The following is a 26,593-nucleotide window of genomic DNA, read 5'->3' on the forward strand; positions in this document are numbered from 1 at the left end:
TTTTAAGATCTATTTTAAAAAAAATGAATAAAAATTTCGATAAAATTTTGACGGATTTAGAAAACTTTCTATATTTGCACACCGAAACAGAAAACGGCCCGTTCGTCTAGGGGTTAGGACGCAAGATTTTCATTCTTGAAACAGGGGTTCGATTCCCCTACGGGCTACGAGAGTGGGCAAATTAAGTAAAAACTTGATTTGCCTTTTTTTTTGTCCTATTCAGCTACTTTGTTCACATATCCCAATTTGTATTTTTACGATTTGTTCATCTGTTAGATTTGGTTTTAGCTTTTCATCATAGATTTATCAACACGATTTTTTTAACATATAACTCCTGTTTATAATATACAGGAGTTATATGTTAAAATGCCTTTTGCACCCTAATTAGTGATTCTCTAACAATTGTATTAAAGAGATAATGCTTTTTTTGATCTATTTCTCCCAAAAATCCAATTCAGCAATGGCCAAAGTCTTTTTGTTGCCAGCAATAGTCGCTGCCTTAATCTGAATATATCTGGCAGAGACCTGTTTTTTAAAATAGTGTAACCTTGGTGTTGGATCATTTATGAGATTGCCAAATTCAAAGTTTTCTATGGTCTCCCAGTTTTTGCCATCGTTACTGACTTGTATAATACCTCTTTCCATCATGCCATCTATTTTTTCTTTTGGAGGGGTATAAACAAAGGCGTTTAAGTGTTTTTCCATCCCTAAATCTATAGCGATTTGCTTTTTATCCTCAATTAAGGAAAGCCAATAGGTTTCTTTGTTAGCATCGAATGCCATTGATGCATTATTTGTGTTGGCTTCACTACTTACATTTAACAACTTCCAGTTTTTCTTGATCAAACCGAATGTTTCCGAGGCCACACTACCCTTATCCTGATGTGAAATAGCAATCGCTTTAATCTTGTTATTATTAATTAGAACAGGACCTGTATATTTTTTTGATGATATGCTAGGTTCTGTGCCGTCTGTAGTATAATAAATCTCAGTTCCTCTGCTTAGATTTTCTGCGGCATTCTGTCCATGGGGTTTCCATCCAAATACATGTATTTTGGGCGATATAGTCAATAGTCCATTAATATCTCTATCGAGTTGTAGCTGAGGAGGTTTTTCACGGTAATAATGCGCTTTAATTGTTGCAATGGCTGGTGATGCTCTAGAGGAAAGTACTTTAAGCCTGAACTTTGAAGCCCGGACCTCCGGAAAACGTAGGATACGCTTATAACCGATATTTGTCGCTGAAGCTACTTTTTGCCACTTATTCGATAGCCAGGCTTCAAGTACGTGTTCCTCTACTCGTTCACCATGAGAAGCTATTGCTTCCTGTAGAACAATTCTATTTATGGTAATTGGGTTTCTAGTGGTGATTTCTATTCTTTTCTCAGCTTTATTCAATAATACATACGTATTTGAGTTATTATCTAGTACCTGTTTATTACCCTTAGCATTAGCAAATAAATTTTTATCATAGGTTTCTCTAATTCTTTTACCTACTTCAGTCAGTACTTTTACATCTTCAGAGGAGAATTTACCCGCTCTGTTTGGAGGGATGTTTAATAAAAATGTAGAGTTGCCTCCGACAGCTCTCTCATAGATATCAAACACATCATCTGAACTACGTACTTTTTGTTTTTCATCATCGCGGTAAAACCATCCTTCACGTATTGAGGTATTTGTTTCTGCTTGCTGGTAGTGTAAATATTTCCCTTTGTATAAATCGTCCCTGCTACCTAATGATTCTTGAGTTAGGTCCGGAAAATTGGTCGCAGTGTTAGGATTCTCGGGGTAAGGAATTATGTTCCACTCAGTACTTCGTGTTGCTCCGGCCTCATTACCACACCAACGGATGTCTTCTCTACCGAAAATAACAGCCTTTGGTGCCAAGGTATGGATCAGTTGCTTCCATGCCGCATAGTTATATTTCTGGCCACCTTTTGTTTTTGGATGGGCGCCGTCGAACCAAACTTCATCAATCTGTCCATACTCCGTTAAAAGTTCAAATAGTTGGTTAAGGAAATATTCATTATAATCATCAACTTCAAATTCAAACCTAGTTTTGTTCGTAAAAGGCTTTCCGCTGATCTGACGTGGAATACTGCGTTTGGTGATTTTACTTAAATTTCCATATAAACCAGTAGGGCTTTCTATCTGGAAAAGGTCCGCCGGCGATAAATAAACGCCTAGTTTTAAACCATATTTTTTACAAGAGGCTGATAGTTTTTTTAGAATATCACCCTTACCATTTTCGAAATCTGTAGACATGATGCCATGATTGGTATAGCGGCTTTGCCAAAGTACAAACCCATCATGGTGTTTAACGGTCATAATAACCATCTTCATCCCCGCAGCTTTTATAGCCTGGCACCACTGATCAGTATGAAGTTCCTTTAAATCGAAAATTTTAGGGTCTTCTTTGCCATTGCCCCATTCCATCTGCGTAAATGTATTCGGGCCAAAGTGTATAAAGGCAATAAATTCATTTTTTAGAGCCGCAAATTGATTCTTTGTTGGTACCACATGTGCTGCTTTAGCTATAATAGTAGCCTTGGTGTCATTTTCAAAAACAGGGATTGTATTTTGCGGCTTTATCATATTGCTTTGCGCAGATGCATTTAAATAAAATAAGAGCCCTATTAATATATTGATAATTCTTCTTTTCATTTTAAGTTGATTTTTTATGTAAAATGCGGTTAAATTTAAGTGTCTGACAGCAGCTGATAACAGCTACAATTTGTGTTGCATTTTCTGTCTCAATAGCAATAAATCATCCGTATAATCATCTGCGTAATTTATTATAAATATGTAGGTTATTCTAACCGTCTTAATATGTCATTTGGAGTAGCTTTAAAATCAAATGTTGATTTATTTTTGTGTTCAGTGATTTGCACCGAAAAATCATAGCTTTTCTCTTTTTCGAACAATTGACTAGTTTTAAACGATTTTACTATACTTTTATATTTTCCTATGGCTGGAATATAGTCTTCTGCCAGCAGCTTTTTCTGCCCATCAATAGTGGCATACAATTGTACTTTACTTGACTTTGATGCGATTAATCCAAAGTTCTCTATTGTTATTTTTGCTACAGTTTGTTGTGCAGTGGTTTCAAAAGTTGGTTTTCTCGCACTTAAAATAGCGTCATTATAGTTAACCCAGGGTACTCGGGTATAGCCAAAAAGTATTTTGCCAGAACGGTATTTACCAAGCAACTTTGGGGCAAAATCATCCTTTTCTAACTCAAGGCCGTTTATGTTGAAGGTCAAAATCAAGTCTTTCCCAGATTTTTTTGTCTCAGTTACGCTGGCACCTCTCCCGAAATTTACTGCCGTAGATGATCCAAAACGAAGCGAATTAACATCTATTTCAGTTTGTGGGTCAAAACCATCTTCTGCTTTTATCTTAATTTTTATGCTTTTTGTTTTTGGATCTGGGAAACTTTGATTGATCATTGTAATCAAGACACCGGGGTTCAAAGGAATTACAATGGCCTTGGAGCTATGGTTGTCATTGGCCAAATCTTTATCTTTTTCGATGTCAACTACAGCAAAATTCGCTTGGATGGCTCTTCCATGTTTATCTTGAAAAACCCGCATCCTTTCATATTTAAACCAGTTTTCTACATACCCATCTTCGTGAAAGGAAATACCAGGGACGTAGGCTTCACCAGCTTCTGTAACCCAGTTAATTCCATCTTTTGAACGAAGATAGTAAGCAATGCGACCTAGCCAATCATTTACAATTAAATTGTACTGAATATTATCCTTCCATATTACAGGATCTTCAAACTCTCCTTCTATATCTGGGTAGGCCCTTTTGTTTGAGATCTGATTATAAGTTGATATACCAGTTTTACTTATCCAACTACCACCGCCACGACATATCATGAGATAAGATCCATCCTCTCGCTGCGCAAAGGTAAGATTGGAAAGTCCTTCTATAATTGGCCGATCTCTTTCGTCGAATTTAAACTTTCCTTCAACCCATGGTCCATTTTCATTATTGGCGATATAATTTTTATCAATAGCGTACAATACTAATCTCCCATCCTTTAGTGTAAAGGCATCTACATTATGTCCATAGCCAATGGTATCTTTAATTTTGAAGGGGCCAAAAGAACTTTTACTGACAGCATGATAAATAATAGATTTTGGCCATTCGTGATGGCCTTTCGGGGCACTCTCACGCCAGCCGGCAACGTACATGTGATACAAATCATCCTTGCCTGAAATAATATCAGCACACCAATAAGACCTTTGGCGGTCTTCAATTCCGTTATCCACATATCGTGGCAGTATATTTTTTCCGCCCCAGCTATCATCACTTAGTTTCCCTTTGGGCATGGGTAAAAATCGATCTTTAAAAGCGGCTCCTTTTACTAATTGGCTCCAGTTTGAGGGACGTGGTCTATCAATTATTTGTGCATTAACTTCACTGGTAGTTATGACAACCAACAATAGGTATAATAGTTTTTTCATTATCCGTTTATATTAAGTATTGGTAAAAGCCGGCATCGAATATACTCCCCAGTGAATGAAAATGTCAAACTTAGCATCTTTAAACCATTCTGGTGTCTGATTTTTTTTCAAAGATTCCCAATTAGCCTGATAAGATTGTTGTGCTTTTGCCGGAGTTGTTAAACAAATCAATAACAAAAGGAATAATAAATAATTCATAATTTAAATATGGTTAGAAAGATATTTTTTATTTCCAATCAATCTCTAGCGAAGAGAGGAGTGATTAGCAAATCATCAAAAGCGTCAATTTTGTGTTTGATTATACAATAATATAAATTTGGAAATCGATTTCCAAATTTATATTATTGAATCCATAGTGAATTGTTGGAAGCTCAATTAAAAGTTACTTTTTTAGAACAGCTTTACTTTCTTTTGGAACTATTTCGGACAATAAGTTCACTTTGAATGATTAATCTTTCTCCTCTGCCCTTATTCCCTCCATTTTTCAAAAAAGAATTAAAATATAGATTAGCAGTATGCCTACCTAGCGATTTACTATGTTGATCTATAGAGGATAAGCTGGGCGTGGTCAGTGCGGTAAAAAATTCGTTTGCATAACCAATAATTCCTAACTGGTCCGGCACAGAAATCCCTAATTGTTTTGCAGCCCGCAATACACCTAAAGATTGATGATCAGAGGTAACAAAAAAAGCATCGGGCGGTTCGGTCGTCGAAAGTAGTTTGACGGCTGTCTTGAAAGCGTTTTCCTCATCAAGTACATCAGAAACAACAAGATCATCTATTAAAACTAATCCATTATCTCTTATTGCATTACAATAACCTTGCTTGCGGTCCTGGTAGATTGAGATGTGATCAGGGCCACCCAAAAAAGCAATGCGACTATACCCTTCTTTAAGCAGTTGTTTAACAGCGCTGTAGGAGTCCTGTGTATTGTTGTTGGTGACACTATATCCTTTTGTACACTCCGATCCTTGATTATATTCGATAGATCTATCAAACTGGATTAGACCAATGTCATGATGAATAATTTCTTCGAGATATTTTGGAGACTGTGTTTCTAAACTAATTGAAATAAAGATGCAGTCTACATTTTGTCGAATCAATGTTTCAATTGCCAAGCCCTCTTTTTTAAAGGATTCATGCGATTGGCAGATAATTAGGCTATGATTATGCTCAAAACATACTTCTTCAATACCAGCGATGGCATCTGAGAAAAAACTTTGATTAATATGAGGCACTATAACACCAATAGTCTTAGAAGAGCCTTGTCTTAGATTAGCAGCTGAAGAATTGTGTTTGTAATTGAGTTCTGCTGCTTTTTTCCTCACCATTTCGACAATATCCTTATTAACAGATGGGTAGTTATTTAGAGCTCGGGATACATAAGAAGCTGTGATACCCAGTTCTGTTGCTATATCATATATTGTTACTCTTTTTTTACTCATTATTATCAAATTTGACACAAGGTATCCAATTTTCAGTCATATAAAAAAAATAAGTATGTATTTATTTGGAAATCGATTTCAAACATTTATTTTTGATCAGAATAACTGAATAATAACAGCAAACGATAATAAATACATTGAGAAAGTGTACTTACTATTGCGCATAAATGCAATTAATGTTTGTTTGCAAGATTAAACCGCTAAAATGACAACAAAATCAAATAAGCCTCCTGATGTGGTAGTTTGCATTCTTTTCGTATGCGCAATTGCGTATCAGCTGAGCTTTTTGATATCATTTTTAAAGAACTCTTTTACGTTGAATATTGTTAAGACAGCTATCATAGGTTCCAGAATAATACAAAATATGGATAAAACTGCGTGCGGGCTGTGTCAGGGGCAAATGAAATAGCACTAGTTTTCAAAAATTATTGAATCTTATAAAGACTAAATTATAAATGAATATTTCAAAATCTTTTATTTGTCCGCCAATATTGAGCAATAGTGTGAAATTACGATGACAGCGTTAAATTTACCAAAGGTGATATTAGGGACTAGTTGTCTAGGAAATCTCTACGTTGCACTCCCATACGAGATTAAGTGTGCGATTGTATCAGCATATATCAAAGGTAGCAATCCTGATGAACCCGTTTTTTTTGATACTGCTGGCAAGTATGGGGCTGGTTTGGCGCTAGAATGCCTTGGAAAGTGTCTGAGAGATCTTAAAATTGAATCATCGGCAGTATCTATCAGTAACAAACTTGGCTGGCTAAGAACAGAACTTACCGGCACTGAACCAACGTTCGAAAATGGTGTTTGGAAAGAATTAAAATATGATGCGGTTCAGAAAATCAGCTATGATGGCATTTTAGAATGTTATGAACAGGGGAATATGCTATTGCAAAGCTATCAGGCTAACTCTGTATCTGTACATGATCCTGATGAATACCTGGCATCGGACGCTAAAGGAGACAGCCAAAGATATCAGGATATTATGAAAGCCTATGTGGCATTGAAGGAACTAAAAGCTGCAGGCAAAGTAAATTCCATTGGTGTTGGCGCAAAGAACTGGCAAGTTATAGCAAGGATTTGCCAGGATATTCAACCCGATTGGATAATGATTGCGAATAGCATGACTGTACACAGTCACCCAAAAGATTTACTCGGTTTCATCAAAAGAATGAAGTTTCAGGGGGGCCATGTGATTAACTCAGCAGTTTTTAATGCTGGTTTTTTAATTGGTGGAAGCCACTACAATTACAGGTATGTCGATCAAAAAACACCGGCGGGCAAAAGGTTACACCTTTGGCGCGAGCGTTTTTTTAAAGCATGTGCATCTTACAATCTTACTCCAGCAGCAGTGTGTGCAAAATTTGGGATAGCTGCTTCGGGAATAAGTAGTATCGCTTTAAGCGCGAGTTCTCTCGAGCATATTGAACAGAACATTGGTTTGATCCATACCTACATACCTAAAAGTTTTTGGCATCATCTATATCAGGAAAATTTGATTAGCGAGGAAGGTTTAAATATGACGTTTGGCTTTTAGTATATGAATAAGTGTCAAAAAAAAATAAATTATGAAAACTTTAATTTGTACAGGACCACAAAAACTAGCATACAAAGAAGGCACAATGCCAAAAGCCAAAGCTGATTTTGCGATTATAAAAATCCATCGTATTGGGGTTTGCGGTACCGATTTGCATGCATTTGAAGGAAAGCAACCCTTTTTTACTTATCCCCGCATTTTGGGGCACGAGATTTCTGGTGAACTGATCGATACTGGCGGTAATCAAAACTTTGAAGTGGGGGAGCCTGTGACATTTATTCCTTACATCAATTGCGAAAACTGTATTGCCTGCTTAAGTAAAAAACCTAATTGTTGCATAAATATAAAAGTCTGCGGAGTGCACACTGATGGAGGCATGGCGGAGTTTATACAGATTCCTGCACGTTTGTTGGTAAAGGGATGTGGCTTAAGTTTTGATGAACTGGCTTTGATAGAGCCTTTGGCTATAGGCGCTCATAGCCTGCGTAGAGCCCAGATAAAACCAGGTGAGTTTGTCCTTGTAGTCGGAGCGGGTCCAATAGGACTTGGTATTATAGAACTCGCCAGAATTGCTGGCGCTCAAGTAATTGCGTTGGACATCAACAACAACCGTTTAAATTTCTGTAGTGAAAAATTAAATCTAAGACACATCATAAATGCAAACAATGAAAATGTAGCGGATAGATTAGCTGAAATTACTGGAGGTGATATGCCTACAGTGGTGATAGATGCTACCGGTAACCAAAAAGCGATTAACAATTCTTTTTATTACATGGCACATGGTGGCAGATATGTATTGGTTGGCTTACAAAAAGGTGAATTGATTGTGAGTCATCCGGAATTCCATAAACGCGAAGGTACCCTCATGAGCAGTCGAAATGCAACTATAGAAGATTTTGATCATGTAATAAACTGTATGAAAAAGCGATTGATCAACCCCGAATATTATATTACACACAGGGTATTTTTTGATGAAGTAAAAACTAAGTTTAAAAGTTGGCTCGACCCATCATCATCGGTAATAAAAGCTATGATATCCATTCGTTGATATAAGTTAATCATAATTTAGTCCCCATAAAATACCGCATAATATAAATTAATATATTCTATTGAAAACCTTGAAAACCCAAAGGGACTATCAGTACGATCAAAGTAAAAAGTAGTTTATGAAAACAGAGTGATAGCTATACGCAATCATGACATTCAAAATAGCGTGTACAATTTGAATAATAACCATTTTGGTGAGAACTAAGTATAGGTAAAAAGAAAACAAAAGCTTTTGGTATTAAAGAAATAGCGTGATGAATTTAGATAAACAACATTTAGCGGGTATTGACAATCAGGAAATTGAAGTTCCCAAGGAGTCAATATTTACTATGCCGGAACGGGTCATCCAATTTGGAACAGGAGCACTCTTACGTGGCCTGCCTGATGATTATATCCATCAGGCCAATCAAAAAGGAATATTTAATGGCCGTATAGTTGTTGTCAAATCAACACGCACTGGAAATACAACTGCATTTGACAATCAGAATGGGCTCTATACTTTGATTACGAGGGGGCTGGAGAAAGGAAAAATTAAAGAATTGAAATGTATTAATGCTTCAATCTCCAGGGTGTTGTCTGCCCATGATTCGTGGGAAGAGATACTTACAACAGCGACTTCTCCTTTGATAAGCATTCTGATTTCAAATACAACTGAAGCTGGACTGTTGGAATTGGGAGGAGCTATTGATGACAGCCCCCCGGGAAGCTTTACGGCAAAGGTAACAGCTTATTTATATCATCGATTTTCCCATTTTAATGGCGATAACTCTAAAGGTCTTGTCATCATTCCTACGGAGTTAGTTTCAGATAATGCTAAAGTACTTAAGCGTAACATCGTCTGGATTGCAGAACAGCAAAAATTAAGCAAAGATTTTATTGATTGGATTGACAAGGCCAATTACTTTTGCAACTCGCTGGTAGATCGTATTGTTCCCGGTAAGATCTCTGAAGAGGTACTTTCCTATACTGATCAACTTGCAATTATGGCCGAACCGTATAAATTATGGGCTATTGAATCAGATAATCAGGATGTTAAGAATATTTTGAGTTTTGCATTGGTTGATAGCACTGTGAAGATAGTTCCCAGCATTGCGCAATATCGAGAATTGAAACTGCGTCTGCTTAATGCTCCGCATATCTTATGTTGTGGTATTGCGCTCTTGTCCAATACAGAATTTGTTAAGGACTTCTTTAATAATGAGATCTTAGACCGTTATATTCAATATTTACTTTTTAAAGAGATAAGTCCAATAGTTGAGCAATCAGGGATCAGTCATGAACTTATTCAACCATTTGGTGAGGTAGTTATTGATCGTTTTAAGAACCCATTTTTATTACACAAATGGCAGTCCATCGCATTTCAGTATACGGCCAAACTTAACATGCGCGTGTGTCCTTTAATTGAACAATGGTATAGTAAACAATCTGAACCACCGATTGGTATTGCTATTGGCCTAGCTGCATACATACTTGTCATATGCAATCAAGCCACAACAGAACCTTCATTTCAAGATGACGCAAGCTTAATAATATCAAGACACCGGAAGTATTCCAATTTAACAACAAGGATATTATCCGATCCTAAGATATGGGATAAACCACTTCATAATTATCCAGGTCTCACTTCAATAGTTCATACAATAGTTACTCATATAGAGCGGCAAGGTATATTGGCAACCATAAATTATTTTTTATAGACTAACCAAAAGTGTCTTTTAATCTAGGATAGATTACAGATTACTTGATTAATTTTTCATTGATATTTCAGGTAGTCTTTTAATTGACAAATAAACAAGACTCCCGAATTTAGGCATTTCCCAGATTCGGGAGTCTTGCAGATGCTATTGTCTATTAGAATTTAAAACAGGAAACATTTCCTGCGAAATCAGCGATATAAATAAAATCGCCATCTACTGTGATTTCTGAAAAAATAGGAGCACCCAGGTTAAATTTGGAGAGTAGCTTCCCTTGTTTGTTGAGTATATAGACGTAACCATCCGAAGCACCGAAAAACAGCTTCCCTTGGACTTCAGTTACCGATGACTCTACGGTTCCAACCAATTTATGTTGGTCAGGACTACTGTAAGGGGAAGTGTATACCAGTGCCTCGCCAGTGGAAAAATGCCATTTCTCTTCTAAAGTCTGAGGGTCGTATGCTTTTATTCCGTTTGTGGATGTCGGCATGACCAATAGGTCCTCAACAATTTTGGGCGAGGCCATGACTTTGAAATCATCAGTTTTGATACTTTTTTGCGCGATTTCGCCCGTCTTTAAGTTTAGCTTAAATATACCATTGAGCCCCGTTGTATACAGATAACCGTCTTTTGCTGTAACGCCGCCGCTTCTAAAACGTAGCCCATCTTCCTGACGTTTCCAAAGTAGCTTTCCCGTTTGGATATCATATGCACATAAGGCATTCCAGTTGTATCCTGCCAATAAGGTTTGATCTACGACCGATAGCTCTGCTGGAGTCGCTTCGCCGCCCGATGGATCGACACCTTCCCAAAGCACTTTTCCGGTATGGATGTCAACTGCTGACATACGTTTGCCCAGACCTGCATAATAAATTCCGTTGTCAAGTGCTGGACCAGATACGAATGTAGGAAGGCTTGGATTGGATGGTTTTTTTGTCCACAGGATTTTGCCTGTGTTTGCATCGATGGCATATACATTTGTTTCGACATCAGTTGCGAGCAATATTCCGTCGCTGTAGCGCAGCTTATGTTTGATGGAATTGATTGTTGGCAATGACCACAGCGTTTTGCCGGTGCGTTTATCTAGTGCTATAATGGAATGATTAGTCCCAATACCATCGTCCATCGTCGCAACGAAAAGTTTATCTCCAACAATCAGCGGACTGGTTTTCCAGATGTTTCCGTTTACAGCAGCAGACCATTGCAGTTTCATGGTGCTTTCTGCACGACCAACCAAATTAAAAGACTGCCTTTTTAAGGCTTGTTCACCATTTTCATAATGAATAGTAATGAGTGCATCATATTGTCCTTTTTGTTTTCCGAAGGGCACTTTTGCTTGCCATAACCAATCGCCAGAAGAAGACAGCTGAACATTGGCTAGACGTTTACCGGTTTCGTGGGCAGAGATTTCCACGGCTACCTTTTGTATTTTTCGCTCACTGTCATAAGCACTGACCACGATTGGAAGAGTTTCTAGCGTATTTATTTGTTGGTCAGCGGTCGGATGTACCAGTTGGATATGGTCACGTAGATTGGTATAAATAGGTTTAATATCTTTGATTCCTTGTTTGTCGATATCGACCACGACAAACTGCGCTGCCGAATTATCAATTCCTCCTTTATTGGGAGCGTTTGAACAGACAACATAGACTCCCTTTTGTTTAAAGACAAAATTGTTGTGCCAATGGCCATAAAACCAAGCTTTCAGATTAAATTGCATCAAGTCAATTTGCTCTTTCTCACCTTTCAGGATAAAGTCTGGACCAGCGAAGAAGTCATGATTGATAAAGATCAAGGGTTTTGATCTGTCCATTGTTGCAAGGTCTTTCTTAAGCCAGGCGATGATCTGGTCGGCTGTGTAACTTGGTTTATAATCTCCATTTGGCATTGGTGTCACGACAAAATGGGCAGGACCAGCATCAAACGAGTAATAGGTCGGACCAAAGAGGTCTTCAAATAGTTTTTCTCCATATTCTCCCTTTACGAGATCATGGTTGCCCACTGTATAATATGTAGGTCTGCCCATCAGTTCGGAGTTTACTTGCTTGGCATGAAAAAGCATGCCTGGTTCATAACAGATATCACCGGTATGCATAATCAAGCTCGCCTTTTGCTGTTGCGCATAATTTCTGACGTTATCTATCCATGGACCATAAAGAGGCGTTTCAGTATCCGTAATTTGGATGAAACGCAAAAAATCAGTTTGTTGTACGGCGTCTTTGGTTAAGGCAAAATCCAAATTTTTCTGCTCGGCACGAAGCGGAATATAGTGTGTTTTAGTCGCCTTATATCCACTAGGGATGGTAACAAACAAAAAGCGCGCGCTTGGATTGTGAGGTAAGGTATATGTTCCTGTGTTGTCCGTTTTTACAACATCATAACCGTCAGATACAACAATTCCGGCAAGTTGTTTTTCGTTCTGTTCGAACTGGTTGTTTCCATTTTGATCTTCAAAAACCCGTCCTGTCCGTTGCTGTGCAAATAGGGGCGAGATCAGAAGTAGAAGGCATGTGATTAGTTGAGTTAATTTTATCATAGTTTTATAAAGTAGAGCCAGCTGCTTCGAAAGGAGAGCTGGCTCTATATGGTTAAAATCAAACCGTTATTTCCAGCCCATTGGCTGTTCCAATTTTGGGTTCAATACAGTTTGTTCGATGGGTATCGGAAAGTAATAATATTTCGCTTCATTGAAGCTTCTTGGGCGTTGTGGTGCTTTATCATCCAAAAACATAACCTTCCCTGAGGTTTCGTTTTCAAGAAAGAATGTTCCTTCATTCACATAAAATTTCACAATTTTCTCCTTTACTGCTGCGGGAAGGTTTGCTATTGGCGATTCATCCCCTTTTTTAAGGATGGCAATATCAGCGACCCCATCTCCGGTTACATCTATTCCACCTAACGCAGGAATATACATTCCTCCTGGAGCCTGTGCAAGTAAAGCTCCGGCTTTCCAACGATAAAGATCATCAAAACGGAATCCTTCACAGGCGAGTTCAACACGACGTTCTCGGCGAATTTCTAAAAGTACACCTTTATTGACACCAGAGACTGCTGGGTATTGGTTTGCGAGATATGTATCTGGTGTCGCATTGGCAGCGGCAAGGTTTAAAGCAGGCATACCTACACGACTACGAATCTTATTTACTGTAGCATCAATATCAGCTTGGGTCAATTTTGCTAATTCAGCTTTTGCTTCGGCGTTGATCAATAATACTTCAGCATAACGCATAATTGGTAGATCTGTATAATTAAGGTCCCAGCCACCACGCAATGCAGGATCGCGAGGGTAGAACTTAATTTGAAGTAAGCCTCCAAAATCGGGACGAGTGATGTAAGGCGTGCCTGCGGCATTATTACTAAATCCTGGAGGCATCACTGTCTCCGCAAGGCGTGGGTCGCGATTCTGGAAAATCTCGGTGAAATTTTTCTTGCCATAATTTGCCTCAGAAGTAAATGGGGTACCATCTTTCATTAAAAATTCGTTGGCCAAGCTAGCACTTAGCGCCCATTGCCAATCTAACACTGTATGCGTATTATTTGCAACGCCTAGATCGCGACTATTCTTTTGGATAAAGATGATCTCTTTATTGGTCGATAAGTTATTGCTAGAAAAGAGCGCACGATAGTCCGCCGCGTTATTTCCTGAAATTACAAAACCGCCGTTATTTATGATTTCCTGAGAGGCAGATGCAGCTCTTTCCAAAAATGTCGCTGCTGTATTTTGTAAATTTAATTCTGTGTGGTATTTACGGAAAGTTCCCTCGTGAAGCGCGATTCGTGACAATAGGGTCAATGCGCTCCATTTTGTTATATAAGAATTGTCTGTCCTTGTCGGTAGTACATTTGCCGCTGCAAATTCTAGATCTTTCATAAGGGAGTCGACCACCGCGGTACGCGGGTCTTTTGCTTTATATAGATCTTCGGAGGAGGTTCCTAATACTTGAGAGTACCAGGGTACGTCGCCATATTTTTTTACCATCTTATAGTAGAAGTTTGCACGGAATAAACGTGCGATTCCTATATAATGGTTAATGACAGCAGGGTCTCCGCTTACTTTTCCGACATTGTTTAGCATATAATTTACATCACGCAATGGGGCCCATGCATCCTTATCCCAACCCTTGACGGTCGCAGGAGAAAGCGTGCCCGCTAGGAGTGTTCTGACCTCAGCATTTTGATCGTTGTTGCTCAAAGCAATATTATCCGAATATAAGTCTGTATATTCAGCCCGCATTTGTTTGTAAAGACCATTTGTGTATGTCGCTAGATCTTCAGGAGTATTAAAAAAGACATCTTTGGTGATAGCAGAGCCGGAAGTTCTATCGAGGTAGTCCTTTTTACAGGATACTCCTAGGAATACCAGCGATGCTAAAGCGATATAATTGATACGTTTCATTTTTTGAGTTTTAGAATTAAAGATTCATGTTCAGACCGAAAGTAAATGTCCTTTGAAAAGGATAAGCTGCCTGTACCCGATTCGCTGATGATGGATATAGACCGCCCAACGATTCTGGATCCAATTTTACCTTGAGGTGTGAAATCTCGAAGACGTTTTCTGCGCTAAAGAAGAAACGTACCTTATGCAATTTGATGCGTTCAAGTACGGATGCAGGCAACGTATAACCGAGCGTAAGATTTTTTACCCGCATATAAGCCCCGTTTTGCATATAGCGTTTATTAGGTATACCCAGTTGCTGGTAGTTATCCTCCGCAGAGTAAGCACGTACTGCTGGGAAATAAGCATCCTGATTTGTCGGCGTCCAATGATCGGCATTTTGTGCTGTAGGGTTAGTCCAAGGTTGTGCATACACGCCCCAGAAATAGATATTGGATCCACCTGGGTACCAATCGCGTTTTCCGATACCCTGCAAGAATACGCGGAAATCAAAACCCTTCCATCCTGTAGAAAGGTCAATACTATAGGGTAGTCTAGAGCTGTTGTTGCCGATGATATGCATGTCTCCTGGATCATCTACGGTTCTCTTGCCCATATCTACTTTCCCATCCCCATTACGGTCTGCAAAGATTGGATCCCCAGCATAGAATTTATAGGATTGATCGTCAGTTCCCATAGCAGTTTGATTCGGATGGTCAGCTACATCAGCATCACTTTTGAAAAATCCAGTGATATCAGCTCCCCATATTTCTCCGATTTCTTGCCCGACGTAATTGTTTATCCAGTTGTTACCCAGAGATTTGCTTGGGTTGTCAAATCGTGTTATCCAGGATCTGTTATCAGCTAATGTAAGCGCAATATTATACCAGAAAGGTGAACCTCCTAATTCTTTGCTATCGCGCCAAGTCAGACGCAATTCCCAACCTTTGGTTTTTAAATCACCTGCATTTTCCACGGGAACGACTGTGCCAAATGGGCCTGGCAATACTTTCCCTGGTACCAGCATGTCTTTGGTATAGCGTGTATATTTGTCAAAATTAACTCCCAACTTGCTGTTGAAGAAATTCATATCAATACCCGCATTGACCGTTTGTATTGTTTCCCAAGTAAAGGTGTCTGAAACAGCATTGGGACTATATACTGCTTGAGGTTTCCCATTACCCAAGATATAATCCGTTTGCTTGTTGGTCATAATGGGAATGTATGGATAAGCATCACGGTAAGGATAATCAGAATTGTAATTGAATAACTGATTGCCCAAAGAACCATAAGACCCCCTGATCTTTAGAAAATCCATGGCCAGCGCATTTTTTATCGGTTCAAAAAAGTTTTCTTTTGAAACGGCCCATCCTGCTGAAATAGAAGGAAAGAAGCCCCAACGATTACCTGCCGGAAAACGAGATGACCCATCAAAACGGCCATTGAACTCTGCTAAGTATTTTTCTTTATAATTATAGCTAACGCGGGAGAATATGCCTTGCACTGCCCAGTCTTTAATTCGTTCATCTTTGGAGATATCTCCAGTCGCGGTTCCGATAGAGGGAACAGACGAAGATATTAGGCTTAACGCTTTGATCCAGTTTGTATTATTGTAATTATATTCTTGGTTATAACCGACCATTGCCTGCAAATAATGATCTCCGAATTCCTTATGAAAGTCAGTATAGATATTATAGACATTATACCGAGTCGTTGAATTGTCATTTCTTGCATAGGTATTCGAAAATGTCGGTGTTAAGATCGCTTGCGGGCCCGTTTTGTACATGGATGGGACATCGTAAGAACGCGTCAGGCCAGAGGTCCGTCGGATTGTTGCATCTGCATTTAAGTCCCAAACTCCTTTGATTAATGAAGCTTTGGCCGCAAATGTCGTTACAAATTCATTGATGCGATCATCCTTTCTTCCTCCTTCTTGTAATGCGCCGAGTACCTGAGCACCGGCTCTTGTCCAAGTGCCATCAGGGTTAAAAGGTACATCTAAAGAATTTGTTCGGTTAACGTTCCAGAAGAAGTCTCCGTCTAGAAATACCGGTGCTTCATAATTGGTACTGGTTAAAAGTGTATTGTTGGAAATTTGCAGCCAACTGGTTACATCAAGATCAACTTTTCCCCTGACGTTATACCGTTTGTAAATATCATTTCCGTATTTTAAAAGCCCATCTTGCTTATAATAATCACTGGAAAGGTAATAGCCGATTTTATCAGATTTCTTAGCGATACTCAGATTAGCGTTGTAAGTTGGAGCTGTATTGTTATAGGCTTCTTTTAACCAATCTGTTGTACCTGTATATACCCAATCTTGACCATTATCGGACAAGGTCACAGCGGGTAACGACGGATCTAGCGAACGTTTTTTTGCATATTCACGGGCAGATTCTGGATAAAGGTTATACAATGGCTTGCCTGCTTCGTTCTTGATATCCATGACTTGATAAGGGTCTGTAATAAATTTAGGTAACTTTCCTAAAGTCCGATAGCCAACATTGCTGCTGAACGAGATATCTAATTTGTCGCTCTTCGCTTTTTTGGTAGTGATTAATACAACGCCAAAACCACCACGAGCACCATAGATAGCCGCAGAGGCAGCATCTTTTAATACAGATACATTCTCTACGTCATTTGGATTGATTCGAGCAACCTCATCTGTCGAATAAGGAATATTATCCACTAATATTAGTGGTTCTCCGCCATTTAAACTTGTAAAACCACGTACATTAAATGAGGGATTGGTGGTTGCACGTCCGTTAGAACTTGTGATATTCAAGTTTGGGATTAACCCTTGTAATCCAGCGCCAAGATTTGCAATCGGACGGCTTTCTAGTTGTTTTGACGATATCATATCAACGGCTCCGGTGAGATTCACTTTTCGTTGTGTACCATAACCAACAACAACAACCTCGTCCAATTGTGAATTGCTTGCTTGCAAGGTCACGTTCACTGTACGCTGGCTACCTATTTGCACACGTTCTGTGGTATAACCCATATATTGAAAAACCAGGACAGCGTTCTCCGGTATACGAAGTTTGAATTGACCATTGGCATCGGTTTTGGTCGAAAGTGTAGCGTGACCTTCGACAGATACTGTAACACCAGCAAGTGTAGACTCTGGTCCGCGTACAGTACCAGTTATCTCGATATCTGTGCGTTGTTTTTCCGAAATAACAATCGTGTTATTGAGGATCTGATACGTCAGGTTCTGACCTTTTAGAACTTTGGATAAGGCCTGTTGTATAGGTCCATGATCGACATGGATACTTACAGGTTGCAAACTGTTCAATAGTTTTTCATCATAGAAAAAGCGGAGATCGGTTTGTTTTGAAATTTCTTGCAAAACTTTCTCTACCCGTACTTTTTTTAAAGAAAGATTGACAGTCTGTGCTGTTCCCGACGCATGGGCTCCAAGTGCGAGGGAAAGCAAAGAAAGAGTGCTTAACTTTATCATACATAAAGTTTTAAAGGCCGGAGGGATACGGAATCCCCGATCTTTCTCCTGCCTTTTCATTGGAGAAAAAAAATTCATAAATTAGAATGATTTTTAAGGTTTTAAAATTTCTGTTGGTAATCAGTAAAATAAGCCTTGAATTTAACAGGGGATGCGTCAACATCCCCTTTTTTGTTAACCGCAAGGCACTAAAGTTGATGTCTATACCATAGGCCGTTTAATATTTGGGTAATTAGTCTCATTGTATTATAACCTTTCGTCCGATAATATCAAATTTGCGTCCCGTGGCAAGAGCCAAGATCTGCAATACTTCTGAAAGTCTACTATTTCTGCTGATGGAACCTTTGTAGGTTGAATTTGCTCCGATTGTCTCCATATTTTCAAACTCAACATCATACCATCGGGCGATCTGAAGAGAGATATCTTTGAAATTGTTGCCATCGAAATAAAATTCATCCCGTTGCCAAGCTGTATTTTTTGTCAGGTCAGTCGTTGTAACTCTGATATCGTTTGTTAGCGATGTTGTCGCCTGTTGACCTGGCTTGATAATCGTTTGGTTACCTTCTTTAAGGACTTTCACACTACCTTCCACTAAAGATGTAGAAACCTCTTTGTGATAGGCATTGACATTAAAAGTTGTTCCAAGCACTTCAATTGTGGTACCGTTGGCATTGATCCGGAAAGGTCTGTTGGCATCTTTTGCGACCTCAAAATAGGCTTCCCCTGTTAAAGCAACTTGACGTTGATTGGGTTCGAAATGGGTGGGGTACGATAATTTTGTAGAAGCATTCAACCATACTTTTGTTCCATCTTCAAGAATAATCATATAAGAACCCGCATTTGGAACATCAACAAGAAAATTCTTTCCTTGTTGATCGGAAGATTGCTCAAGTCGCTGGACAAATGGATCGGCTAGTTGTTTTTCTTCTCCTTTTGGGGTTATGATTTTGGCATAATGCCCTCCAGGAAGGATATCATTGTGAAAGGCCTGATCATGTGAAGGAACTTCTGCAGCCAGTTCCAGTGGCTTTTGATTTGGCGAAGAAAATCTGTTGTACATCCAAAGGCTACAGCCCGAAACGGCTACAAGCATCGCTGCCACCATCCATTTGGAGCGAAGCCAAGTTAGTCGTCGGACGGTAGGAGTAGATTCACTAAATAGCTGTTCCTCTAGCTTCGTATTGATACGTGATGCTAATCCTGTTTGGCATTCCTTTAATTGCTCCTCCTCGGGTTGATCCTGTGCATAAAACCAGTGAAGAACTTGTTGTTCTTCCTCTGGTGTACACTGGCCTTCCAGATACTTTTTGAGCAAAGCTTTAGCTTGATCTGACGATTCTTGTTCCTTCATACAAACCTATAATCGGAGAAGGAGAATAAAAGTACCGAAGAAAATTATGAAAATAGTTTAAGTAGCTGTAAACTAGGTGTATATTTTTTATTCGTTATTTGAAACGAAGCTTTAGCCAACCCAGGGCTAACGAAATATTGTTTTTCACGGTTTGTTCGGATATAGCGAGTTCCGAAGCAATATCTTTGATGGACATGGATTCCTTTCTGCTAAGTGAAAATGCCGATTTCATTGTTGTGGGCATTTTTTCTATTTCGGTGTCGATCAATACCGCTAATTCTTTTGCCAGAAGTTCATCTTCGGATGTCGGGGACGCAGCTTGAAAGCTTGCCAGTAGTTTTTCGGCACGGACAATTTTCTTTTGTTCGTTTATTGTCCAGTCGATAATTTTATACTTAGCAGTTTTAAATAGATATGGGTATAACGAGTATTCTATTGTGATGTTAAGACGTTGGTGCCATAGTGAGACAAATATTTCTTGCAAAATGTCTTCACTGTCCTCAGTACAGGAAACACGGCGCTGAATAAAACGGAAAAGTACATCTGAATAGCGATTGACTAATTCAGAAAAAGCATAACGGTCATCCGCTTGAATTCTGATGAATAGCTCGGTGTCGTCTAACTGTTTCATAAGTACCGCAATTTGTGCTAAATATCCCTTAGTTTAATGAGGTCAAATTTATAATTGTGGTGTTAAGTTAATATTAAAAACAAAAGATTTGATGATGTTTTTTTAAGCAAACGATTGCATAATCTCCATTTATAACAAAAACCATCAGTTTTCTCAATAAATAGTAAGAAAACTGATGGTTTAAAAGAATGTTACCAGAAAATAATCTAAAAAAAACACGACCCTACAAGCGCGCGTCCACTAATTTTCGATCTAATATTCCTTTGATATCGAACACAACGGAAGGATTCTTTTTTAAATTTTTGAGATCCAGGTGTAAGAACTCTCGATGTCCTACAGCAAGAATAATACTGTCATAATTGCCGGACTGCGGAAGAGTTGTTAATAGGTCAAGGCCAAAATGTTTTTTTAATTCATCGGGGTTTACCCAAGGGTCATAGATATCGACCTCCAAGCCAAATTCTTTGAGATCTTGAATCATGTCAACGACTTTACTATTACGAATATCTGGACAGTTTTCCTTAAAGGTTACGCCCAATACTAAAGCTTTGGCACCATCGAATTTGATGTTCTTCTGTATCATCAGTTTGACGACCTTGGAAGCGATGAAAGAAGCTACTTGATCATTAACCTCCCTACCGGATAGGATAACATGGGGATGATAGCCTAACTGTGTTGCCTTTTGAGCAAGATAATAGGGGTCTACTGAAATACAATGTCCACCAACTAAACCGGGTTTGAAACGGAGAAAGTTATACTTTGTTCCAGCGGCATCGAGCACATCCTGCGTATCTATACCAACGCGGTCAAAGATCAAAGCGAGTTCGTTCATAAACGATATATTGACATCACGTTGTGCATTTTCAATAACTTTCGCCGCTTCGGCCACTTTGATTGAAGGAGCAAGATGTGTACCTGCATGGATAATTTGTTTATAAAGTCCATCCACAACAAGTCCCACTGCAGCAGTACTTCCGGAGGTTACTTTCATCACTTTTTGCAGTGAATTGACTTTGTCTCCGGGATTTATGCGTTCTGGTGAGTATCCAACAAAGAAGTCCTGATTAAATTTCAGACCTGAGTTTTTTTCCAAAACCGGAACACATTCTTCTTCGGTACACCCGGGATAAACCGTGGATTCATAAATTACCAGGTCACCAACTTTTAGGAGCTCACCGATCATTTTAGAGGCAGCCAAAAGTGGCGATAGGTCTGGCGAATTATAACGATCTATAGGCGTTGGAACAGTTACAATATAGACATTGGCATCTGCGATATCTTGAACGGTTGCACTTGCATCATAGCCTTTGCGCTGTTCCGATTTCGTAAATAGACTCCTTGCACGCATAAGCTCATCTGCAGGAGTTTCCAATGTACGGTCTATGCCGGCTTTAAGTTCGTCAATACGTGTTTTGTTGATATCGAAGCCAATCACTGGAAAGAAATCAGAGAAAGCTATCGCTAAAGGCAATCCCACATATCCCTGTCCAATGATGGCAATTTTTTTTATCTGAAAGTCTGTCATATTTATATTTAAAGTAAAGATACGTTCTTTACGTTGAAATTAACCTCTCGTCAACCAACCACTACGTCCAGCAGTAGCAATGGCATAAGGAGTGATCCAAAATAAACTAAAGGCATAAAATATACTGTAGCTATATGCCCAGAATGCTTCTTTCGCATTTGCATTTTTAGAGGCAAAGAAATATGCTTGGATACTTGAAAATATAAGAATACCTACCAACGTTGAGCTTAAGAACATCAATGGATAATGGAATACTGTCCATAGCATCAATAATAGCATAGGGTAAGAAAGCAACACTTTTTGCCATTGCATAAGCAATAAGATACGCGCACCCCACTTCGGTCCTTTGCGAAAGTTTTTAAAGGCAAATTGACTCATCATAATGTTTTCACGCACATTGCTTCTTTCCCAACGGATAAACATTTTATATAAGTTTTTATAACGTACAGGAGTGTCAGTATATACAAATGCGTTAGACTGGAACAATACATGAAATCCTTGTTTCAAAATCATATTGGTCATGGCACGATCTTCTCCGATGTCAGAAGGTTGTCCCATAAACGTTTGGTGAATCCAGTCTTCAAGACAGTTCATCACGGCTTCTCTGCGATATCCAGATAATGCCCCTGGCGTACACATCACAGTACCTAGCATGCTTTGAGCCGAACGTACAAATTCAAAACTAAAGACGAAACTCACATTTAGCATACGTGGTATAATAGCCTTTTTATTATTCAATACACGCACATTACCTGCTACAGCGCCACATTCCTGATTGGTTACAAATGGGCTGGCCATATTACGGATCGTATCCTTGTTGACCACAGAGTCACTATCTACTGTAATAAATACTTCACCGGTACCCAATTTAAAACCGCGGTATAACGCATGGCGTTTACCCATATTTTTAGGTTGTTGGTAGATCTCTATGCGATCACCCAGCTCCATTTTGGCACGTTGTATCCAAGCAAAAGTATTATCCTTACTTCCATCATCAATGGCGATAATCTGAAGTTTTTTATCGGGATAATCACTACTTGCCAAGCTATGAAGTGTATCGTAAACCAATTGTCCTTCATTATAAGCCGGAACTATAATCGTACAGGTTGGAAGTTCTTCATCTGAAACAGATGCAATCGGCTTGTATTTACGATGAAGTACAATTAAAAAGATTAAAAAGCTGATCGCGATAGTGGCCAAAAATATTCCTAAGCCTACTAAAAAGGTTCCACCTATACTGTCTAAACGTTGGAAACGTAATGCATCAAAATCTGGTTGGAGCATATATACACCAAAGACCGATGCAAATAGTACGAAAAAGGTCGCTCCAAAAATACCGTATTCCTTTGGTCCAAAATTGCTTTCTTCGACTTTCTCTACCTTGGTCTCGGATTGCTGCTGTTCTTCATTTACGTCGTACATTGCAGGTTCCCATTGTTTAGCCATCTGCTTTGATACGATTGAGTTTTCTTTCATGTAATTCATAGCCATTCTATTTTTAGATATACATTCTTCTTTACTTTCTTTGCTGACTCAAACGAGGAGTCTTTTGTAATGAAAATATTACGAATCCATAAACGCAAAATACATGCCTTTATTTTGTGCCAAAAATTGAGCGAACGACCCTTTTGTAACGTTCTTGATACATTTTTATTGATTTTAAGATGTTGAATTACAGTGATTTATTACTGTATTGGCGCTTATGTAATCAAAAAATAACAAGCCTATATGAGCATTAGACATTTAAGGTTTTTTAACGTTTTTGGGAATTTTTTTAAGAGAACTTGACAGTTTAAGTGACAAACTGTGTCCGAAAGAAGGCAGTGACTTTGTATGAAAAAAGGGATATCAAGCCTCGCTGATACCCCTTTTGATTTTGCAGATTTTTCGCGATAGATTAACCGCCAAATTCCATCAAATAATTTTTTAAGAAATCATTTAAGTCTCCATCCAATACCGCTTGTGTATTTGATGTCTCGTAATTTGTGCGTAAATCCTTGATCAATTTATAAGGATGTAGTACATAGTTACGAATTTGGGATCCCCATTCGATTTTCTTTTTATTTCCTTCGATCGCAGCGGAGGCTTCTTGTCGTTTGCGCATTTCAATCTCATACAATTGTGATTTCAATAGGCGTAACGCATTTTCCTTATTTTGCAATTGCGATCTCGTTTCCTGATTTTTGATAATAATGCCTGTAGGTTTATGGTGGAGTCGTACAGCTGTTTCTACTTTGTTTACATTTTGACCACCAGCACCTCCAGAACGGAAGGTATCCCATTCGATTTCTGAATCTTTGACGTCTATTTCGATATTATCATCAATCAGGGGGTATACATAAACCGAGGCAAAGGAGGTATGTCGTTTTGCATTGGAGTCAAACGGCGATATACGAACCAGTCGATGTACTCCGTTTTCACCTTTAAGGTAGCCATATGCAAAGTCTCCAGATAGTTGAAGAGTGACACTTTTAATTCCGGCAACATCCCCTTCCTGAGAATCCTGTTCGGTGACTTTATACCCATTTTTCTCCCCCCACATGATATACATCCGCATCAACATGGCCGCCCAGTCACAGCTCTCAGTACCACCAGCTCCCGCGGTGATCTGTAAGATCGCATCCAGCTGATCCTCCTCTGCACTGAGCATATTTTTGAACTCCAGTTCTTCGACCTGTTCCAATGCAAGTTTATACTGGTCGTCCAGTTCTTTGTCAGTAGCGTCTCCAGACTGAAAAAACTCGTACATTACATAGGTGTCTTCAACCGCTGAAGCAACTTCATCAAAATGATCTGTCCATACTTTCTGGTTTTTGATCGCCAACAGTATTTTCTCTGCAGCTTTGGAGTCATCCCAAAAGGTTGCTTCCATTGTAATGGCTTGATCTCTTTCTATTTCTTCTTTACGGACATCGATGTCAAAGATGCCTCCTCAGGGAAGTAACACGATCCCTCAAGTCTTGAATTTGTTCTTTTGTCATATCTGCTAATGTAGATATTTTTAATCAATAAATCCGTTCTTAAATTCAATATGTTATTAAGACTGTAGCCTGTTATATTAAGAATAATATTATAAGCCATAGACTTGTACTGCTGGCCTCTAATTCTGCAATACTCTCCACTCAATACTAATATTTGACCTTTTTTTTTTAGTTTTGATATCATCAACAGCATAAACCTTCATTTTGCGATCTGTGCAAGGTGTAATGAAAAAATACGGAAGGTTCTTATTAGCGGTTTAAAACAAATAATTTCAACAAAAACAGTATGTTTCCAAAAATTAATTTTACAACAACCAAAGCCTACCAATATTTGGTAGATCATTATATTGATATCAATCAGCAGGACCTCCGTGAGCTTTTCGTGGCAGACCCACAGCGATTTGAGAAGTTTTCGATCCTTTTCGAGGATATTCTTTTAGATTATTCTAAAAATCGCGTAAATGAAGAGACAATGGCGCTGCTGATCCAGTTAGCAAAGGAATGTCAGCTCTCCGAAGCAATCGTGGCTATGTTTGCGGGTGAGCGGATCAATGTGACCGAAAACAGACCCGTTTTGCACACCGCATTGAGAAATCAATCCGATCAACCTGTTTTTGTCGATGGAAAGGATGTGATGCCTGCTGTTAAAAGCGTGTTGGCACATGTGAAAACGTTCACAGAGCAGATTCTCTCCGGTGAATGGAAAGGCTATACAGGCAAGGAGATCACGGATGTTGTTAATATCGGTATTGGTGGCTCTGATTTGGGACCAGTAATGGTTACCGAAGCCTTAAAAGCTTACAAGACCAGGCTGAATGTACACTTTGTCTCTAATGTAGATGGTACACATATCGCTGAAACACTAAAGGGAGTAAACCCCGAAACAACATTGTTCCTGATTGCGTCCAAAACCTTCACAACACAGGAGACGATGGCCAATGCGCATACCGCTAAGGATTGGTTTCTAAGTAAGGGAGCAAGTGAGCAGGATGTTGCTAAACACTTTGCGGCGTTGAGCACCAATACGGAGGCAGTAAGGGCTTTCGGAATAGACCCACAAAATATGTTTGAATTTTGGGATTGGGTTGGCGGACGTTATTCCCTATGGTCTGCAATCGGACTGTCCATTAGCCTAGCTATTGGTTTTGATAATTTTGAGGAACTCCTAAAAGGTGCATACGATGCTGATGAGCATTTCAGAACCAGCGCCTTGGAGGAAAATATTCCGGTGATATTGGCTTTGCTTGGTATATGGTATAATAATTTCTTTGAAGCCGAAAGCCACGCCATTCTCCCTTATGATCAATACTTACACCGTTTCGCAGCCTATTTCCAACAAGGGGATATGGAGAGCAACGGAAAATATATAGACCGGAATGGCGAGCGTGTAGACTACCAAACAGGACCTATCATTTGGGGTGAACCTGGAACAAACGGACAACATGCTTTTTATCAATTGATCCACCAGGGTACAAAATTGATACCATGTGATTTTATCGCTCCAGCAAATAGCCTTAATCCAATAGGCAACCATCATCAGCTTTTATTGTCTAATTTCTTTGCACAGACAGAGGCACTAATGAATGGTAAAACGGAGGAAGAGGTTGTTGCTGAATTACAAAAAGTGGGTAAATCCAATGAAGAGGTGGCGGAATTGAAAACGTATAAAGTATTTGAGGGTAATCGACCAACAAACTCTATTTTATTGAAAAAAATGACGCCACGTACACTGGGTAGGCTCATTGCCTTGTATGAACACAAGATTTTTGTGCAAGGTGTGATCTGGAATATCTACAGTTTTGACCAATGGGGCGTTGAACTGGGTAAACAGTTGGCCAATAAGATTCTACCAGAATTAGGTGATAATAATCCCATCAATAGTCATGATTCTTCCACCAATGGATTGATTAATACTTATAAATCCTGGCGTGATTAAGATGACCGGAAAGTACATGGCATTCAGGAATACTGATACCACTATATAACATAAGCGGCTGACTTTTCCCAAAGTCAGCTGCTTATGTTATAACGATTTTGCACAGTTTTCTTCTGCTAGCGAATTA

General features: G+C 39.1%; 16 protein-coding genes and 1 tRNA gene. 5 read left to right on the top strand and 12 right to left on the bottom strand.

Annotated elements, in window-relative coordinates; all coding sequences use genetic code 11:
• The first annotated feature begins 95 nt into the window (after positions 1-95).
• Positions 96-167: transfer RNA gene (locus tag M2408_RS19180), tRNA-Glu, on the top strand.
• A 265-nt stretch (positions 168-432) separates the two neighbouring features.
• Here M2408_RS19180 and M2408_RS19185 read toward each other — a convergent pair.
• The 4 genes from M2408_RS19185 to M2408_RS19200 form a co-directional block, all read right to left on the bottom strand.
• Positions 433-2,664: an alpha-L-fucosidase gene (locus tag M2408_RS19185; protein WP_259185685.1), complete on the bottom strand. Its 2,232-nt coding sequence runs from the start codon at positions 2,662-2,664 to the stop codon at positions 433-435.
• Positions 2,665-2,810: 146 nt separating this feature from the next.
• Positions 2,811-4,475: a glycoside hydrolase family protein gene (locus M2408_RS19190; protein WP_259185686.1), complete on the bottom strand. Its 1,665-nt coding sequence runs from the start codon at positions 4,473-4,475 to the stop codon at positions 2,811-2,813.
• Between the two features lie 12 nt (positions 4,476-4,487).
• Complete coding sequence (locus M2408_RS19195) at positions 4,488-4,673, bottom strand: alpha-L-fucosidase (protein ID WP_259185688.1); 186 nt, start codon at positions 4,671-4,673, stop codon at positions 4,488-4,490.
• A gap of 203 nt (positions 4,674-4,876) precedes the next feature.
• Entirely contained in the window at positions 4,877-5,920 is a 1,044-nt protein-coding gene (locus M2408_RS19200) for a LacI family DNA-binding transcriptional regulator (protein ID WP_259185693.1), read from the bottom strand.
• 514 nt (positions 5,921-6,434) lie between these two features.
• On the opposite strand from M2408_RS19200, the gene M2408_RS19205 reads away from it, so the two are divergent.
• The 3 genes from M2408_RS19205 (at position 6,435) to M2408_RS19215 (ending at position 10,207) form a co-directional block, all read left to right on the top strand.
• Positions 6,435-7,463 (top strand): aldo/keto reductase, encoded by a 1,029-nt coding sequence (locus tag M2408_RS19205; RefSeq protein ID WP_259185697.1) that lies wholly within the window; start codon positions 6,435-6,437, stop codon positions 7,461-7,463.
• Between the two features lie 31 nt (positions 7,464-7,494).
• Positions 7,495-8,511: a zinc-binding alcohol dehydrogenase family protein gene (locus M2408_RS19210; protein ID WP_259185699.1), complete on the top strand. Its 1,017-nt coding sequence runs from the start codon at positions 7,495-7,497 to the stop codon at positions 8,509-8,511.
• A gap of 253 nt (positions 8,512-8,764) precedes the next feature.
• Positions 8,765-10,207 carry a tagaturonate reductase gene (locus tag M2408_RS19215; RefSeq protein WP_259185705.1) on the top strand — a complete coding sequence of 481 codons (1,443 nt, stop codon included), beginning with the start codon at positions 8,765-8,767 and terminating at the stop codon, positions 10,205-10,207.
• 154 nt (positions 10,208-10,361) lie between these two features.
• Here M2408_RS19215 and M2408_RS19220 read toward each other — a convergent pair whose 3' ends face one another.
• The 8 genes from M2408_RS19220 to prfB all read right to left on the bottom strand — a co-directional run bounded on the left by M2408_RS19220 (position 10,362) and on the right by prfB (position 24,530).
• A complete protein-coding gene (locus M2408_RS19220; protein WP_259185707.1) occupies positions 10,362-12,740 on the bottom strand; it encodes a PQQ-binding-like beta-propeller repeat protein in 2,379 nt (792 codons plus the stop codon).
• Between the two features lie 66 nt (positions 12,741-12,806).
• Complete coding sequence (locus M2408_RS19225; protein ID WP_259185710.1) at positions 12,807-14,600, bottom strand: RagB/SusD family nutrient uptake outer membrane protein; 1,794 nt, start codon at positions 14,598-14,600, stop codon at positions 12,807-12,809.
• A 16-nt stretch (positions 14,601-14,616) separates the two neighbouring features.
• Positions 14,617-18,042, bottom strand: a complete 3,426-nt coding sequence (locus tag M2408_RS19230) for a TonB-dependent receptor (RefSeq protein WP_259185712.1) — start codon at positions 18,040-18,042, stop codon at positions 14,617-14,619.
• A gap of 238 nt (positions 18,043-18,280) precedes the next feature.
• On the bottom strand, positions 18,281-19,393 hold the full coding sequence (locus M2408_RS19235) for a FecR family protein (RefSeq protein WP_259185731.1): 1,113 nt from the start codon (positions 19,391-19,393) through the stop codon (positions 18,281-18,283).
• 94 nt (positions 19,394-19,487) lie between these two features.
• Complete coding sequence (locus M2408_RS19240; protein ID WP_259185740.1) at positions 19,488-20,024, bottom strand: RNA polymerase sigma factor; 537 nt, start codon at positions 20,022-20,024, stop codon at positions 19,488-19,490.
• Positions 20,025-20,247: 223 nt separating this feature from the next.
• On the bottom strand, positions 20,248-21,549 hold the full coding sequence (locus M2408_RS19245; RefSeq protein ID WP_259185745.1) for a nucleotide sugar dehydrogenase: 1,302 nt from the start codon (positions 21,547-21,549) through the stop codon (positions 20,248-20,250).
• Positions 21,550-21,588: 39 nt separating this feature from the next.
• Positions 21,589-23,034: a glycosyltransferase family 2 protein gene (locus M2408_RS19250; RefSeq protein ID WP_259185747.1), complete on the bottom strand. Its 1,446-nt coding sequence runs from the start codon at positions 23,032-23,034 to the stop codon at positions 21,589-21,591.
• A 412-nt stretch (positions 23,035-23,446) separates the two neighbouring features.
• Positions 23,447-24,530, bottom strand: a protein-coding gene (prfB, locus tag M2408_RS19255; RefSeq protein ID WP_120261199.1) for a peptide chain release factor 2 whose coding sequence is annotated in 2 segments (ribosomal slippage) — positions 23,447-24,469 and positions 24,471-24,530 — 1,083 coding nt in all. Because the reading frame shifts where the segments join, the coding sequence is not laid out codon by codon here.
• A gap of 286 nt (positions 24,531-24,816) precedes the next feature.
• On the opposite strand from prfB, the gene pgi reads away from it, so the two are divergent.
• Positions 24,817-26,466 carry a glucose-6-phosphate isomerase gene (gene pgi / locus M2408_RS19260; RefSeq protein ID WP_259185760.1) on the top strand — a complete coding sequence of 550 codons (1,650 nt, stop codon included), beginning with the start codon at positions 24,817-24,819 and terminating at the stop codon, positions 26,464-26,466.
• The last annotated feature ends 127 nt before the right edge of the window (positions 26,467-26,593 follow it).

Source organism: Sphingobacterium sp. BIGb0165 (assembly GCF_024810095.1).
GTDB lineage: Bacteria > Bacteroidota > Bacteroidia > Sphingobacteriales > Sphingobacteriaceae > Sphingobacterium > Sphingobacterium detergens.

Coding starts and splice junctions, on each gene's coding strand:
- M2408_RS19205 (WP_259185697.1), top strand. CDS start 6,435: ATGACAGCGTTAAATTTACCAAAGGTGATATTAGGGACTAGTTGTCTA.
- M2408_RS19240 (WP_259185740.1), bottom strand. CDS start 20,024: ATGAAACAGTTAGACGACACCGAGCTATTCATCAGAATTCAAGCGGAT.
- M2408_RS19210 (WP_259185699.1), top strand. CDS start 7,495: ATGAAAACTTTAATTTGTACAGGACCACAAAAACTAGCATACAAAGAA.
- M2408_RS19245 (WP_259185745.1), bottom strand. CDS start 21,549: ATGACAGACTTTCAGATAAAAAAAATTGCCATCATTGGACAGGGATAT.
- pgi (WP_259185760.1), top strand. CDS start 24,817: ATGTTTCCAAAAATTAATTTTACAACAACCAAAGCCTACCAATATTTG.
- M2408_RS19215 (WP_259185705.1), top strand. CDS start 8,765: ATGAATTTAGATAAACAACATTTAGCGGGTATTGACAATCAGGAAATT.
- M2408_RS19230 (WP_259185712.1), bottom strand. CDS start 18,042: ATGATAAAGTTAAGCACTCTTTCTTTGCTTTCCCTCGCACTTGGAGCC.
- M2408_RS19220 (WP_259185707.1), bottom strand. CDS start 12,740: ATGATAAAATTAACTCAACTAATCACATGCCTTCTACTTCTGATCTCG.
- M2408_RS19250 (WP_259185747.1), bottom strand. CDS start 23,034: ATGAATTACATGAAAGAAAACTCAATCGTATCAAAGCAGATGGCTAAA.
- M2408_RS19225 (WP_259185710.1), bottom strand. CDS start 14,600: ATGAAACGTATCAATTATATCGCTTTAGCATCGCTGGTATTCCTAGGA.
- M2408_RS19185 (WP_259185685.1), bottom strand. CDS start 2,664: ATGAAAAGAAGAATTATCAATATATTAATAGGGCTCTTATTTTATTTA.
- M2408_RS19195 (WP_259185688.1), bottom strand. CDS start 4,673: ATGAATTATTTATTATTCCTTTTGTTATTGATTTGTTTAACAACTCCG.
- M2408_RS19235 (WP_259185731.1), bottom strand. CDS start 19,393: ATGAAGGAACAAGAATCGTCAGATCAAGCTAAAGCTTTGCTCAAAAAG.
- M2408_RS19190 (WP_259185686.1), bottom strand. CDS start 4,475: ATGAAAAAACTATTATACCTATTGTTGGTTGTCATAACTACCAGTGAA.
- M2408_RS19200 (WP_259185693.1), bottom strand. CDS start 5,920: ATGAGTAAAAAAAGAGTAACAATATATGATATAGCAACAGAACTGGGT.